The organism is Stenotrophomonas sp. (assembly GCF_035634915.1).
Lineage (GTDB): Bacteria > Pseudomonadota > Gammaproteobacteria > Xanthomonadales > Xanthomonadaceae > Stenotrophomonas.
On the sequence record NZ_DASQCB010000003.1, the window covers coordinates 87,083 to 100,171 of the forward strand.

At 66.6% G+C, this 13,089-nt stretch carries 11 protein-coding genes and 1 other RNA gene; 7 read left to right on the top strand and 5 right to left on the bottom strand.

From position 1 onward, the window contains the following. The first annotated feature begins 422 nt into the window (after positions 1-422). The 4 genes from VER16_RS03435 to VER16_RS03450 all read left to right on the top strand — a co-directional run bounded on the left by VER16_RS03435 (position 423) and on the right by VER16_RS03450 (position 5,614). Complete coding sequence (locus tag VER16_RS03435; protein WP_324805478.1) at positions 423-1,163, top strand: CS1 fimbrial subunit B flags: Precursor; 741 nt, start codon at positions 423-425, stop codon at positions 1,161-1,163. Between the two features lie 125 nt (positions 1,164-1,288). Then, positions 1,289-1,774, top strand: coding sequence for a CS1 type fimbrial major subunit (locus tag VER16_RS03440; RefSeq protein WP_324805479.1), 486 nt, complete (start codon positions 1,289-1,291; stop codon positions 1,772-1,774). Positions 1,775-1,841: 67 nt separating this feature from the next. Continuing rightward, positions 1,842-4,346, top strand: a complete 2,505-nt coding sequence (locus VER16_RS03445) for a TcfC E-set like domain-containing protein (protein ID WP_324805480.1) — start codon at positions 1,842-1,844, stop codon at positions 4,344-4,346. After that, entirely contained in the window at positions 4,343-5,614 is a 1,272-nt protein-coding gene (locus VER16_RS03450; protein WP_324805481.1) for a hypothetical protein, read from the top strand. The genes VER16_RS03445 and VER16_RS03450 overlap by 4 nt, the downstream gene beginning before the upstream one ends. A 155-nt stretch (positions 5,615-5,769) precedes the next feature. On the opposite strand, the gene VER16_RS03455 is transcribed toward VER16_RS03450, so the two are convergent. From VER16_RS03455 to VER16_RS03470, 4 genes are all read right to left on the bottom strand, one after another. Further along, the gene (locus VER16_RS03455; RefSeq protein ID WP_324805482.1) at positions 5,770-7,155 is read right to left on the bottom strand and encodes an FAD-binding oxidoreductase; all 1,386 of its coding nucleotides are present in this window, start codon (positions 7,153-7,155) and stop codon (positions 5,770-5,772) included. Next, entirely contained in the window at positions 7,152-7,760 is a 609-nt protein-coding gene (locus VER16_RS03460; RefSeq protein WP_324805483.1) for a metal-dependent hydrolase, read from the bottom strand. Before VER16_RS03460 ends, VER16_RS03455 begins: the two co-directional genes overlap by 4 nt. Before the next feature lie 136 nt (positions 7,761-7,896). Next, positions 7,897-8,265, bottom strand: a complete 369-nt coding sequence (locus tag VER16_RS03465) for a YraN family protein (RefSeq protein ID WP_349255477.1) — start codon at positions 8,263-8,265, stop codon at positions 7,897-7,899. Then, on the bottom strand, positions 8,255-9,976 hold the full coding sequence (locus tag VER16_RS03470; RefSeq protein WP_324805484.1) for a penicillin-binding protein activator: 1,722 nt from the start codon (positions 9,974-9,976) through the stop codon (positions 8,255-8,257). The genes VER16_RS03465 and VER16_RS03470 overlap by 11 nt, the downstream gene beginning before the upstream one ends. A gap of 81 nt (positions 9,977-10,057) precedes the next feature. On the opposite strand from VER16_RS03470, the gene rsmI reads away from it, so the two are divergent. Beyond that, entirely contained in the window at positions 10,058-10,876 is an 819-nt protein-coding gene (gene rsmI / locus VER16_RS03475) for a 16S rRNA (cytidine(1402)-2'-O)-methyltransferase (RefSeq protein WP_324805485.1), read from the top strand. A gap of 193 nt (positions 10,877-11,069) precedes the next feature. Continuing rightward, an RNA gene (gene rnpB, locus VER16_RS03480) (RNase P RNA component class A) lies at positions 11,070-11,421 on the top strand. Between the two features lie 96 nt (positions 11,422-11,517). Here rnpB and VER16_RS03485 read toward each other — a convergent pair. Continuing rightward, positions 11,518-12,306 carry an NRDE family protein gene (locus VER16_RS03485; RefSeq protein ID WP_324805486.1) on the bottom strand — a complete coding sequence of 263 codons (789 nt, stop codon included), beginning with the start codon at positions 12,304-12,306 and terminating at the stop codon, positions 11,518-11,520. 323 nt (positions 12,307-12,629) lie between these two features. On the opposite strand from VER16_RS03485, the gene mraZ reads away from it, so the two are divergent. Beyond that, complete coding sequence (gene mraZ, locus VER16_RS03490) at positions 12,630-13,076, top strand: division/cell wall cluster transcriptional repressor MraZ (RefSeq protein WP_004143635.1); 447 nt, start codon at positions 12,630-12,632, stop codon at positions 13,074-13,076. Positions 13,077-13,089: the final 13 nt, after the last annotated feature.

Sequence of the window (13,089 nt, forward strand, 5' to 3'; positions counted from 1 at the left end):
TCGCATCACGCATGCGACAGCGCCACCCCCCCCAAAGCAGGCGCCCCAGGGCTTCTGAAGCGCCGAGCTTCCATCATTGAGTGGCGCGGTGCCTGGCAATGACTTTGATGCATGCTCGAAGGTTGCTTGCGTAGTAATGGCGTGGCGACAATTGCAACTTCTTGAATGGCGGGAACGTTCTTCGAAGTCCATGATGCGAACCACGGCAAGGATCACCTTCGCGTGCTCCATCAGCACGCTGTGAACTGCCAAGGCAAGCAATTTTCGGAATGGTTTCAATTGTGTCGGCGATACAACTTTCCTCATGGAGAGTGTCTGCCCGGGTCCAGAGAATGCTGCCCACACCGCGATGCTGCTCTCCATCCGGTTGGGCGGGTCATCACCTTGAACTTCATCATTGAACAGAATTCCGAGGCTTCGCCATGCATCGACTACTCGCCGCGATCCATCTCCTGTTGCTTGCTTCGACGGCACAGGCGGCGCAGCCACAGATCAGCGTAGGTACGCTGTTCGATTACATGGAACCGGACCGCAGCCAGCTGCTCAAGCGCGTGCGCAACAGCGGCGATGCCACCGCCTACGTGAGGGTGGAGATCACCCGCATGCATTTCGACGGCCAGGGCAACGTGACCGAAACCCCGGTGGATGCCGCTGCACTGGCGCGCAGCGATGCAGGTGCCAGCGGGCTGATCGCCAGCCCCAGCCGCATGATCATTCCCGCCGGCAATGGCCAGCAGGCCACGCGGCTGGTGTTCCGCGGTGATCGTACGCACGAGCAGTACTACCGCGTGCGCTATGTGCCGGTGATACCCGATGCCGGCGAGTTTTCGCTCGATGCCAATCAGGCAGAGAACTATCAGCAGGGGGTGCAGGCCGGTGTCAACGTGTTCACCGGCTACGGCACGGTGGTGTTCGTGCCGCCGGCCGATGCCCGCTACGCCACTGACGTACAGGGCCTTCGTGTTTCCAACGTTGGCAATGCCACCGTCGTGCTGGACAACCTGCGCCTGTGCAGCCGCGCACGTCCCGATGAGTGCCGCGCTGGCGTGAAGGTGCATGTCTTCCCTGGGCGCCAGCACACGCTGGCCGAAGAGGAGGGTTTCTACAGCCGCTTCGACCTGTTGGAAGGGACCCAGCGCCGCACCATCGACACCCGCAGCTGACGGGCTTCCGGCCCCAGCCTGCAAACAACGTTTCACTTCGCCGGGCCTCTGCCGGGGGCTCGTGGGGAAGTTGCGTCCTGAACCCGGCAATCCATCGTTGTTCATCACCCTAGAAGGAATTACCCATGAACCTGAAGAAGGTCCTGCTCTCCACCGCTGCTGCCCTGGTCATTGCCCCGGCCGCCAGCTTCGCCGCCGACTTCCCGGTCACGGTTTCCGTAGAGGCCATCATTCCGGCGGCCGATGGCCTGCAGATCACCCCGGTGGGTGGCTGGGATGCGATCACCCAGACCATGGCGTGGGACATCGCCCGCCAGGACCTGCGCCCGATCAGCCAGCAGATCGACATGCGCAGCAACGCGGCCATCGAGGGCTACCTGACCAATGATGCGGCGCTGACCTCCGGCGCCAACCTGCTGCCGATGGCAGTGCGCGTGAACGGCAAGACGCTGGCCACCGGCGCGGCAGGCAAGGTCGAGATCCTCACCGCTGCCGAGGCCGCAGCCAGCCAGCGCGTTGCGGTGGAAATCGCCACCACCAAGCCGGGTGCCGGCTACGTGGAAGGCAGCTATGCCGGCCAGGTCTACATGATGTTTGAAAGCACCCCGTAACACGTCCGGCACGGCGGGGACGCAGGCGCGTCCCCGCCGTATCGCATGTCCCGCCATGGAATGCCCAATGCCCTCCATCCAACACCCTGCTGCACTTGCCGCAGCGGTTGCCGGTGCCATCGTGCTGCTTTCCATGGTGCCGCGCCATGCCCGCGCTGAAGCAGCACTGCACACGCTGCAGCAGCAACGCGAGCGCATGCCGGCCGAGTTCCGTGAGCATCTGTTCGGCACGCCGTTGAGTGTGCGGGTTGAACTGGATGGCACCTTCCTTGGCGATGCCGAAGTACTGCTGCATGAAGACAACCGTTTGCAGTTGCTGGCCTTCAGTGACAGCTACGACAGTACGTTGCCAGTGGCCGAGCGCGACCGCTGGGCGGCCCACCTGGCCGAACCCGTACCGTTGGGGAGGCAGCCGGCTTCGTCACAAGGACTGGCGGCGCTGCACTACAGCCTGGGCAATTCGCTGGTGTCCCTGTTGAGCAGCGACGGCCATCGTGCCACTGCGGGCGGGCGCTACCTGCGGGTGCCGCAGCACGGCAGTACCGGGCTGATGCTGCGCAACAGCCTGACCTACAGCGGCGGCGAGCAGCAGGACAATGCCCTGCGCTACGGCGCCGATCTGCAGGGCAGCCTGGGGCAATGGACCACGCTGGGCAGCTACCAGTACTACCGTTCGCAGTTGTCGGGCGACAGCGACGGCCATTACGTCAGCGCGCTGCATGCGCAGCACGAATTCAAGGATCATTTCCTGCGCGTGGGCTATTTCCTGCCGACGTTCCAGGGCGTGACGAGGCAGCCGCGGGCACCGGGCACCCAGAACTACACCAGCCTGGGCTTCATGGCCGGCTCGTCGGACGTGCTGCTGGCCGACACGGCGGGCGAGGCGGTCTACCCGGTGTATGTCACCGCCAGCCGCGAAGGTGTGGTCGAAATCTACCGTGATGGCAACCTGATCGGCACACAGGCGGTGGTGCCGGGCATGCAGTCGCTGGATACCCGGCGTCTGCCGGGGGGTATCTACAACGTGGAACTGCGCGTGGTCGAGGACGGGCAGCCAAGCTCGCGCGAGATCGCCACCATCCACAAGCCCAACCACTGGCGGGACGCCAGCCGCCGTTGGCGCTACAGCGTGTTCGCCGGCCGGCAACAGGGCCTGCTGGACAGCGGCGATGACGCCGAGCGTGGCAAGGCTGCCGCAGGTGCGGTGGTGAACTACCTGTTGCATCCGCGTGCGGTGGTCGGCGCCAGTGCACAGCGGGTGGGCGAACGCCACAGCGTTGGCGCCTCGCTGGACTGGCAGGCCAGCGAACGCTTCAACCTCTACACCAACCTCTATGACTCCAACGATGCCGGTCGTGGCATCGATGCACAGGGCTTGTTTCGCTACAGCAAAGGGTCGCTGGTCGCCTCGCACGCGCGCAGCTGGGTGGAACAGCGCGATCGCCGGGCGGGGCATGGAAGCCAGCCGGCGCGCTGGGAAACCCGCGGTGGCTGGCAGGACAACAGTGCGCTGTCGCTCAACCATCGCCTCGGCGATGCCCACAGCCTGACCCTGCGCGTGGGCCACAGCCAGGGCTTCAATGCGGGCACCAGCGTCGATGCTTCGTACTGGCGGCGGCAGCGACTGTTCGGCAGCGATGCCAGCTGGCGGCTGTCGGTATACGACCGCCCGGCCAGCGACTTCACTGCCTCCCGTCGTCAGCGCGGCATCGACTTCACCGTCAGCCTTGCATTGGGTAACCCTGGGCGCCGCTACAACGGCAGCCTGGGCAGCCGTACCGGTGCGGCTGGCGAAGGTGATCTGTACGCCAGCCTCAACGTGCAGCAGCAGCTGGATGCACCTTGGTTGCAGAGCGTGCATGGCACCGCCAGCGTCGACCGCAATGGGCTGGGGCTGGGTGCAGGTGCCTACATGGATCGGCAGCAGTTCCAGGGCGATGTGCAGGTGCTGCGTGCCTCCAGCGACGGCCGCCTCAGTGGCAGCGCGAATCTGGAAAGCACGCTGGCGCTGGGTGGCGGGCACGTGGCGATGGTCGGCCGTGGCCAGACCGCCAGCGCCGATACCGGCATGATCGTGGATCTGCAGTCGGATTTCCCCGGGCTGGTGCTGCGTGCCGATGACAGCCGCGGCGGCGGCGTGGTGCTGCGGCCGGGACGCAATTTCGTGCCGGTCAGCGCGTATCGGGAAGGGCACGTGCAGCTCGATTTCAACGACCACCATGCGCACACGGCAGCGATCCAACCGTCCACGATCCGCTATCACCTCAACAAGGGCGGCGTGATGCATGCGCAGGTGGATGTGCTGCGCACCTATACGGTGATGGGCCAGGTGCTGGACGCCGATGGCAACGGCGTGCGTGGTGTGCACGTCATCAACCACGCCAGCCGCAGCGTCAGCCAGGACGAAGGTTTCTTCACGTTGGAACTGAGTGCACGCGCACCCGTAGTGGAGCTGCGCCATCCGGATCAGCACAGCTGCACGCTGACCCTGGACGAAGCGCGCTATCCGCGCGAGGGCGATCTGGTGATGGTGGGGGGGCTGCAATGCCCGCCGCAGGTGGCAGGAAAATGAGCCGGCAGGCCAACAGGAGTCGAATGATGCGGCGTCGCGTTCTTCCACGGCTGTGCGCAGCCACGTTGATGGGAGCCATGGCGGGTGCTGCAGCGGCGGCCGAGGTGCAGATCCAGGCCAGCTTCGCGCCCAGCGCGCTGGAGCCCACGCGCAATGAGTTCACCAATGACACGCCCAACCGGGGGCTTTGCACCCGTCCGGGCTTGTGTGAGCCGGGGGAGAAGAGTGTGCAGCTCCCCGTCCTTGTGTCCTATGGGGCGTTCAGTCCCGGCGCCGCCCTCTCGAACCAGGCGTTGTTCAGAGTGCCCAGTGCCTGGCGCAAGGTGCAGCTTGTGCACGCGGCGACCGGCCGAACCGCGGAAACGGAGTGGCGGGTGTCGTTCTTTGGCTCCACGTACCGGCTGCCGCGTAGCGTGCATGACATCACCGGGCACCCCAACGTGTCACAGGCGCACCACAACCTGTGGCAGGGCTTTGCGTGGAACTACGCGCCGCCAGGCTGCGGCAATATGAATTATGCGGAGGTCAGCTCCGTCATCATGCGCTACGGCTGGCGGTTTCCGGAGTCCAGTCCGACCTGCACCAAGCGCACCAACTTTGCATTCGAATCCGGGATGATGCTGAGCGAAGTGAGCATCGGCTATCTGATGCGGTCACCGAACCCGTTGGCGATGGAATCGGGGGAGTACACCGGACGGCTGCGCCTTACGCTGGGCGTGGGCGGTGACTTCGACTTCGGCAACAATGCCCGTCCGTCGGATAACGAGTTGATCGTCAACTTCACCCTGACCGTGTCCCATGAGTTCCAGGTCACCTTCACCGAGCCGAGCCCGAAGGTCAGCCTGGCGCCGGTCGGTGGCTGGAGCCAGTGGGTGACACATGGGAAAGCACCCGCACGATTGCAGCAGGAACTACCGTTCCTGCTGACCAGCTCCAGTGAGTTCAGTGTCAAGATGCGCTGCGAGCATGACGTGGGTGGCCAGTGCGGTGTTGCCAACGCCGCAACGCGCGAGGTGGTGCCGATCAATGTGGATGTCACCATGCCGGGCATGCGCGAGATGCGTAGTGGCGCGTTCGCGCAGAACACGCCGTTGGTGAGCGAGCGGAGCGGGCAGGTGGCACCGCGCTTCACGCCGCAGTCGTACCTGCAGAACCGGCACTCGCGGCTGCGTTTTGCCGCCAACGGCCCCGCTGTGGCGGAGATGCTGAAAGCTCCGGAGTCACGCTGGCAGGGCGATGTAACCGTGGTGTTCGATTCGGAGCCGTGAGTCAACCGTGGATGCGCATGTATCGCCATTGCAGCCCGATGTAGAGCCGAGCCCACGCTCGGCTCACCGCGCGAAGCGCGGGGTCATCGTGACCTGAGCGGACGGCAGCCGAGCATGGGCTCGGCTCTACAGTGCGGTGGATGCATCGGCCTGCATCACCCAGGCGGCAGCACCTTGCCCGGGTTGAGGATGCCGTCCGGATCGAGGGCGACCTTGATCGCGCGCATCGTTGCCAGTGTTGCCGGGGTGAACGCCTGCGCCATGAAATCGCGCTTGGCCAGGCCGATGCCATGTTCGCCGGACAGCGTTCCGCCCAGCGCCAACGTCAGTTCGAAGATCTTCGGCAGCGCGGCATGCGCACGTGCGTTTTCGTCGGCGTCATCCGGGTGATAGAGGATGTTGACGTGCAGGTTGCCGTTACCGGCATGGCCGAAGGTGACGATGGTCAGCACATACTCGCGCGCCAGGGCCTGCACGCCCGCCACCAGATCGGGAATGCGCGATACAGGCACCACCACGTCTTCGTTGATCTTGCCTGGTGCCACACTGCGCAGTGCCGGCGACAGCGCTTTGCGTGCGGCCCACAGCTGGTCGCGCGCGCGGCCTTCCATCGCCACGTCCAGTTCGATCATGCCGTCGCCTTCGGCGGCAGTTGCCAGTGCCTGCAGCAGGTAGGGCAGGGTGTCGTGATCACCATCGGCTTCGACGAGCAGCATCGCGCCAGCTTCCGGCACCTCGGCGCCGTTGAGGCGCAGCAGCTGCAGGCTGCGTGCGTCCATGAATTCCAGACGCGTCGGCACCACCGGCTGCGACATCAGGCGTGACACCGCAGCAGCGGCCGCATCGGCGTCGCGATACAGCACGCGCAGGCCGGCCTGGCTGACCGGCAGCGGGGTGAGCTTGAGGGTGGCTTCCACGATCAGCGCTAGCGTGCCTTCGCTGCCCACCAGCAGGTGGGTGAGGTCGTAGCCAGTGGAATCCTTGGTGTAGGCACCTCCGCAGCGGATCACCTCGCCGGTGCCGGTGACGGCCACCAGGCCCAGCACGTTGTCGCGGCTGGTGCCGTACTTCACCGCGCGAGGCCCGCCGGCGTTGCAGGCCAGGTTGCCACCCACGCTGCAGATCTCCGCGCTGGACGGGTCCGGTGCCCAGAACAGCCCGTGCGGTGCCAGCGCCTGCTGCAGGGTTCCATTGAGCACGCCCGGCTGCACCACCGCGCAGCGGTCACCGGCACGGATCTCCACGATGCGGTCCATGCGGGTGAACGACAGCACGATGCTGCCCGGCAACGGCACGGCAGCGCCGGTGGTGCCGGTGCCCGCACCGCGCGCGACCAGCGCCACGCCATGCGAACGGCACGCGCGCACCAGCGCCTGCACCTGTTCGATATCGGCCGGCAGAGCAACGGCCGCCGGGCGCTGCCGGCGCCAGGAATTGTCCTGCGCATTCGCCTCCAGCGCGTTGTCATCCATCCGCCAGCCCTCCGCGCCCAGCAGAGTGGACAGTTCGGCAACCAGGGCGGCGGGCAGGGCAGTACTCATGACGGTTCTCGCGGGACAGCAGGGACAGGTTGGATCAGTTTCCAGGCGACAACGGCAGTGGCCAGCGGCAGCCACACCCAGCGCAGTTCCGACAACAGCGTGGCCGCGCCACGTGCGCTGAAGAACTGCGGCGCGAAAGGCGAAACGCGGATCGGCCGCCAGGGCGCGAAGAAGCGGTGTTCGCTCCAGGGCCAGGCGAGGGCAACGCCGAGCCCACCGGAGGTCATCGCATCGAGCAGCGGATGGCTGGCGGCGCAGATGAAGACGAATACCGTCGCCTGTACGGTGGACGCCATCGTTGGCCGCGCCCTGGTAGGTGCCAACCTTGGTTGGCACGAAACCGCCGACCAAGGTCGGCCGCTACCAAAGAACGCCCACACCGCAGCCAACACCGCCAACACGCCGGCAAACAACAACGAATGGCTGGCCCCGCGATGCCCGAACGCATCGGCATAGGGAATGTGCAGCACGAACGCCAGCACATCGGCATCGGGCAGCATCGCCGCCACCACGCCGGCAGCCAGCAGCCACGGCGGAATGCGGCCGCGATCAGCGGCGCACCACAATGCCAGCGGCACGGCGGCATGGGTCACGATCGAAGGCATCAGTCACGCATCATCGTAGTGTCTGCCAGGCGGCGCTTTGGTAGGTGCCAACCTCGCTGCGCTCTGGTAGGTGCCAACCTTGGTTGGCACAGAAACGCCGACCAAGGTCGGCCGCGACCAAAGCAAACGGTACCCATCAGCAATCATCCAACCGGAAGGCGTCGCGCAGCCACTGCAGTTGCGGTGGCTCGCCAGTGGCTTCCACCACATCGAAACGGCAGGGCGCGTTGGCCAGGGCAGGGTGGTCCTGCAGGTAGAGCTGCGCGGCATGGGCCAGACGCCGGCATTTACGCGCATCGATTGAAGCAGCACCGCTACCGAAGTCCGAACGTGCGCGGTAGCGCACTTCCACGAACACCACGGTGCCGGCGTCCTCCATCACCAGGTCCAGTTCGCCACCGCGGTAGCGCACATTTCGCGCACGCGGCAGCAGGCCGGCCTGTTGCAGGTGCAGCTCGGCGGCGGCTTCCACCGCCGAGCCCCGTTGCAGATGCTCAGCGACCACCGGCGATCGGCATCGGGCGGCCACCGCTGAAGGTGGACCACGCCGGCTGGCGCAGGATGTTGCCATTGCTGTCCAGGTACAGCGTGCCGGTGGCGCCATCCAGGCCACCTTCGTTGGACAGCTTTTCCAGGTAGGCGCTGATCTTCCAGGCATCGGCGCCGAAGGCGAACAGGCGGCTGGCCGCACCGCGCGCGCTGGGCAGCGTCTGCGCCACCTGGGCGGCCGACGGCAGGCCGGACACGCTGCGCACGTTCCAGGCTTCGTTGGGGTAGATGATGCCGTCCAGCGCCACGTCTTCTTCCACCTTGCCGCTGCCGGTGGTCAGCTGCGAGGTGCCCACGCGGGTGGCGCCACCGGCACCGGCCAGGGCCAGCTGCGGGGCCAGCAGTCTTGCCTGCGGGGCACGCACGGCCAGGAACACGGCGTCGATCTGGCCTGCATTTCGCACCTGCGCGCTGACATCCCCCACGGCTTCACCCACGGCCACCGTGGCGGCCACCTGGCCACCGCGCTGGGCAAACCGCTGGGCAAAGGCGGCGGCGGCACGGCGGCCGGTGTCGTCGTTGCTGCTGATGACCAGGGCGCGGCTGCGCTCGCGGCCACGGATGTACTCGGCGGCGACGATGCCATCGTCTTCCGGGGCCAGCGAGAAACCGGCGCTGCCGGCCGGCGGTGCGTCCTTGCCGCGGTTCAGGCCCAGCACCGGTACCGGCAGCTGCTGGCGGCCGTACACCGCGTCCACTTCATCGCGGCCCAGCGGGCCGACCACGAAGTCGGCGCCGGACGCCACGGCCTTGTCATAGGCGGCCAGAGCACCGGCCGACGTACCCGCTGTATCGAAGAAGTTGATCTCCGGGCGGCGGCGGCTTTCGCCGTAGTACGCGGCCAGCAGGCCATCGCGCACCGGCTGCGCAGCGGTGGCCAGGCGGCCGCTGAGCGGCAGCAGCACGGCCAGCTTGACCGGCGGGCGGTAGCCATCGCTCAGCGCCGGCGGGCGCTTGCTGGTATCGAACTGGGCCGCGCCATCGCGGTCGAACGGGCGCGGCAGCGGCAGGCCACGCGCGATCAGTGCGCGGCCGGCGAAGTTGTACAGCGGGTCGTTGGCCGGCAGCGCGGCGGCGCGGCTGCGCAGGGTGGCATCGTCCAGCGTACCAAGCAGGCCGGAAATGGCGGCCTGGTTCTCGCTGCGCGCGGTACCGGCCAGGCCGGCGTGGGCACGGGCGCGTTCGGCGGCGGCGGCGAAGCTGTCACCGCTGGCCTGCAGCGCATCGGCGCGGGCCAGGAACCAGCGCGTGCGCAGGCTGGGGTGCACGTTGTCACCCGTCTCCTTGAGCAGGGCCAGGGCCTGCGCGGGCTGCTTGTCGGCCAGGGCCAGCTCGGCGCTGGCCAGCTGGTAACGCTGCAGGCTGGCGCCGGACAGCTGGCGCGCGGTCAGCTGGCCCAGCAGGCTGCGCGCGCGGGTGCTGTCACCGGCCAGGTGCCAGGCCCAGGCCGCATCGGCCAGGGTATTGCTGCGGGCACCGCCGCGCAGGGTGGCCGCCTGCGCTTCCAGCTGCAGGGCGGCATCGCGCGCCTTGCCTTGGTCGATCAGCGCCAGCGCCTGGCTTTGGGCCGGCGATTCGGGGGCGCTGGTGAGGCTGGTGGTGGCACAACCGGCCAGAAGCATCAGCGACAACGACAGGGCGGAGATGCGTGCGGCGGGCTTGTTCATGATCGGGTCCATGCGATGAGGGCAGCGGCCTTGGCCAGGTACACGCTAGGATTCTACCCTTGCCCCGTGAGTACCGCTGAAATGAGTGTGCCAACCCTGTATGTCGTCGCCACGCCGATCGGCAACCTGGCCGATCTGAGCCCGCGCGCGCAGGAGGTGCTGCGCTCGGTGGCGGCCATCTGTGCCGAAGACACCCGCCGCAGCGGCCAGCTGCTGTCCCATTTCGGCATCCAGCAGCCGCTGGTGGCCCTGCACGAGCACAATGAAGAGGCCTTGTCGCAGCGCCTGGTGGCGCGCCTGCAGGCTGGCGAATCGCTGGCCCTGGTCAGTGACGCCGGCACGCCGCTGGTCAGCGACCCGGGGTTCCGCCTGGTCCGCGCCGTGCGTGCGGCCGGCATCAAGGTCAGCCCCATCCCCGGTGCCTGCGCGGCCATCGCCGCACTCAGCGTGGCCGGCCTGCCCAGCGACCGCTTCAGCTTCGAGGGGTTCCTGCCGGCCAAGGCCAGCGGCCGCCGCGACCGCCTGCAGGCGCTGGCCGGCGAAGTGCGCACGATGGTGTTCTACGAATCCTCGCACCGCATTGTCGAGTCGCTGGCGGACATGTCGGCGATCTTCGGTGCCGAGCGCCCGGCGGTGCTGGCGCGTGAGCTGACCAAGCTGTTCGAGACGGTGTTGGATGGCGATCTGGCCGGCCTGCTGGCCAAGGTGGAAGCCGATGAGAACCAGCGCAAGGGCGAGTTCGTGGTGATGGTGCAGGGCGCTGGCGACGATGCCGAGGCGCAGCTGGCGCATGGCCGCCATGTGTACGCCAAACTGAGCGAACACCTGCCGCCGTCTACGGCCGCCAAGCTGGCCGCCGAACTGACCGGTGCCCCGCGCAAGGCGTTGTACGGCAGCTGATGGATGGCCGCAGCCACGCATGGCGTGGCTCTACTGTAGATCCGCGCCATGCGTGGATGGCACACATCCAGTAGATCCACGCCATGCGTGGATGGCACACGCCCAGTAGATCCACGCCATGCGTGGATGGATGAACCGCACGCCGCGATCAACACGGCAGAAAGGGCGTGCGTGCGCTAGAATGCACGCTGGCGGAGCCGGCCAGACAGTCGCGTCATCCCTTCGGGGGTGCCGAGGAAAGTCCGGGCTCCATAGGGCAAGGTGCCAGGTAACGCCTGGGCGGCGCAAGCCGACGGAAAGTGCAACAGAAAGATACCGCCTACGTCTTCTTCGGAAGGCCGGTAAGGGTGAAATGGTGCGGTAAGAGCGCACCGCGAGTCTGGCAACAGACCGGCACGGCAAACCCCACCTGGAGCAAGACCAAATAGGGATCCTTTGGCGCGGCCCGCGTTGGATCCGGGTAGGTTGCTTGAGCGTTGCGGTGACGTAACGCCTAGAGGAATGACTGTCCACGACAGAACCCGGCTTATCGGCCGGCTCCGCCTCCTTGTTATTGTCATCCACGCATGGCGTGGATCTACTGGGCATGCACCAGGCGTGGCTCTGGCAGTGCCGGCCGCTGGCCGGCACCCCCGTCATCATCAGAAATCGACCCGGCTCTCGCCCTGGAATATCCCCTGCGCGCCGAAGCGGCGTTCGTGCATCTGCCCATGGCCCTGCGCATCGATCAGCAGCACGGTGCTGGCACGGGTGCCGTAGTCGTCGCCGCGGATGAAAGCGGGGCTCAGCCAGCGCTCGCGCTCCAGGCCGATGCCGGTGTCGGGCAGGTCGCTGTCGAGCGGGCGGTGTTCGTCTGCCAGGGCATTCCAGAGTGGGGTCAGATCCGGGGTCAGATTCCTTTCGCTGTGCGATAGGGATCTGACCCCTTCTGTTTGCAGCCACGCCGAGAGCGCCGCCATCAGCCGGCGGGTCTTCGGCCAGGGCGCATCCAGTGCGCCGTTGGACATGCCGTGCACGCCCGGTCCCAGCGTCTGGCGCTCGGCCGGATGGTTGCCCAGATACTCCAGGCTGTCGCTATCGGCCAACAACAGGTTGAACGGGGCATAGGCCGCGGCGATGCCGGCCAGCCGGTCCATGTGCACCGCCGCCGGGTCGCGGCCGCGCAGGAAATCAGCCACCAGCGCGCCGCGCGAGGGCCCGGCCTGGGCGGCCAGCGGGTCACGCACATTGGTCACCACGGCCATGCGACCCGCCGGGCCGACACCGGCCCAGCCGCCGCCCGAACGCAGGTCGCGGCCACCGGTGATGGACGGCTCGTCCTGCCAGGGGGCCAGGGCCGCCGTTGGGCGGGCGTGGAACTCATCGCGGTTGCCGGCCATCACCAGTCGCCAGTGCGGGTGACGTAACCAGCCAAGAGCAAGCAGGCACATGGCGTCATTGTGCCCGGTTTGCGCAGTGCGACGACGCTTTCAGCCTGTTCTGGATGAATGCGCAGGCGATGTTTCACGCGCCCTCCACAGCCCTGAACTTCCGTTCAATCTCAAAAATTGAGACGGATCAGCAACTTGTGGATAAGCCTTGAACAATTCTCTAAACATTGCTGCAAGCCATTGATGTGGCTGGCGATTTCTCTGCTGAAAAGTTGTTGACAACCCTAGGGCCGCTGCTAAGGTGGGCATCAGAGGGAAATCCGGGTGTTTTGTGGGTTTTCGTGGTTCAATGTTTCACCGGGCGAAGGAAGGGTGCACGCGTCGTGTTCCAGGGCGAGACGGCCATCACAGTTGACGATAAAGGACGCATGGCGGTTCCCACCGCTTACCGCGACCTCGTCGCGCGTGCCAGCAACAACCGTCTTGTCCTTACCTACAACCCGTTCGAGGCCGGCTGCCTTTGGCTGTATGCCGAGTCGGAATGGGAACGGGTCCGCGACGACGTGATGTCCAAACCCAACACCCAGCGCGTCGTGCGCCTGTTGCAGCAGAAGCTGGTCGGCTCGGCCGCCCATCTGGAGCTGGACGGCAACGGTCGTATCAGCATTCCCGCCAGCCACCGCGGTGCGGTGGGCATTGAAAAGAAGGCGGTATTGCTCGGTATGGGCGACAAGTTCGAATTGTGGAGCGAGCAGGCGCATCGTGCCCTGATCCAGCAGACATTGTCTGACGAGGATCTGGGAGATGGGTTGCTCGACCTGAAGTTGTGAGCCGGGGTGCCCG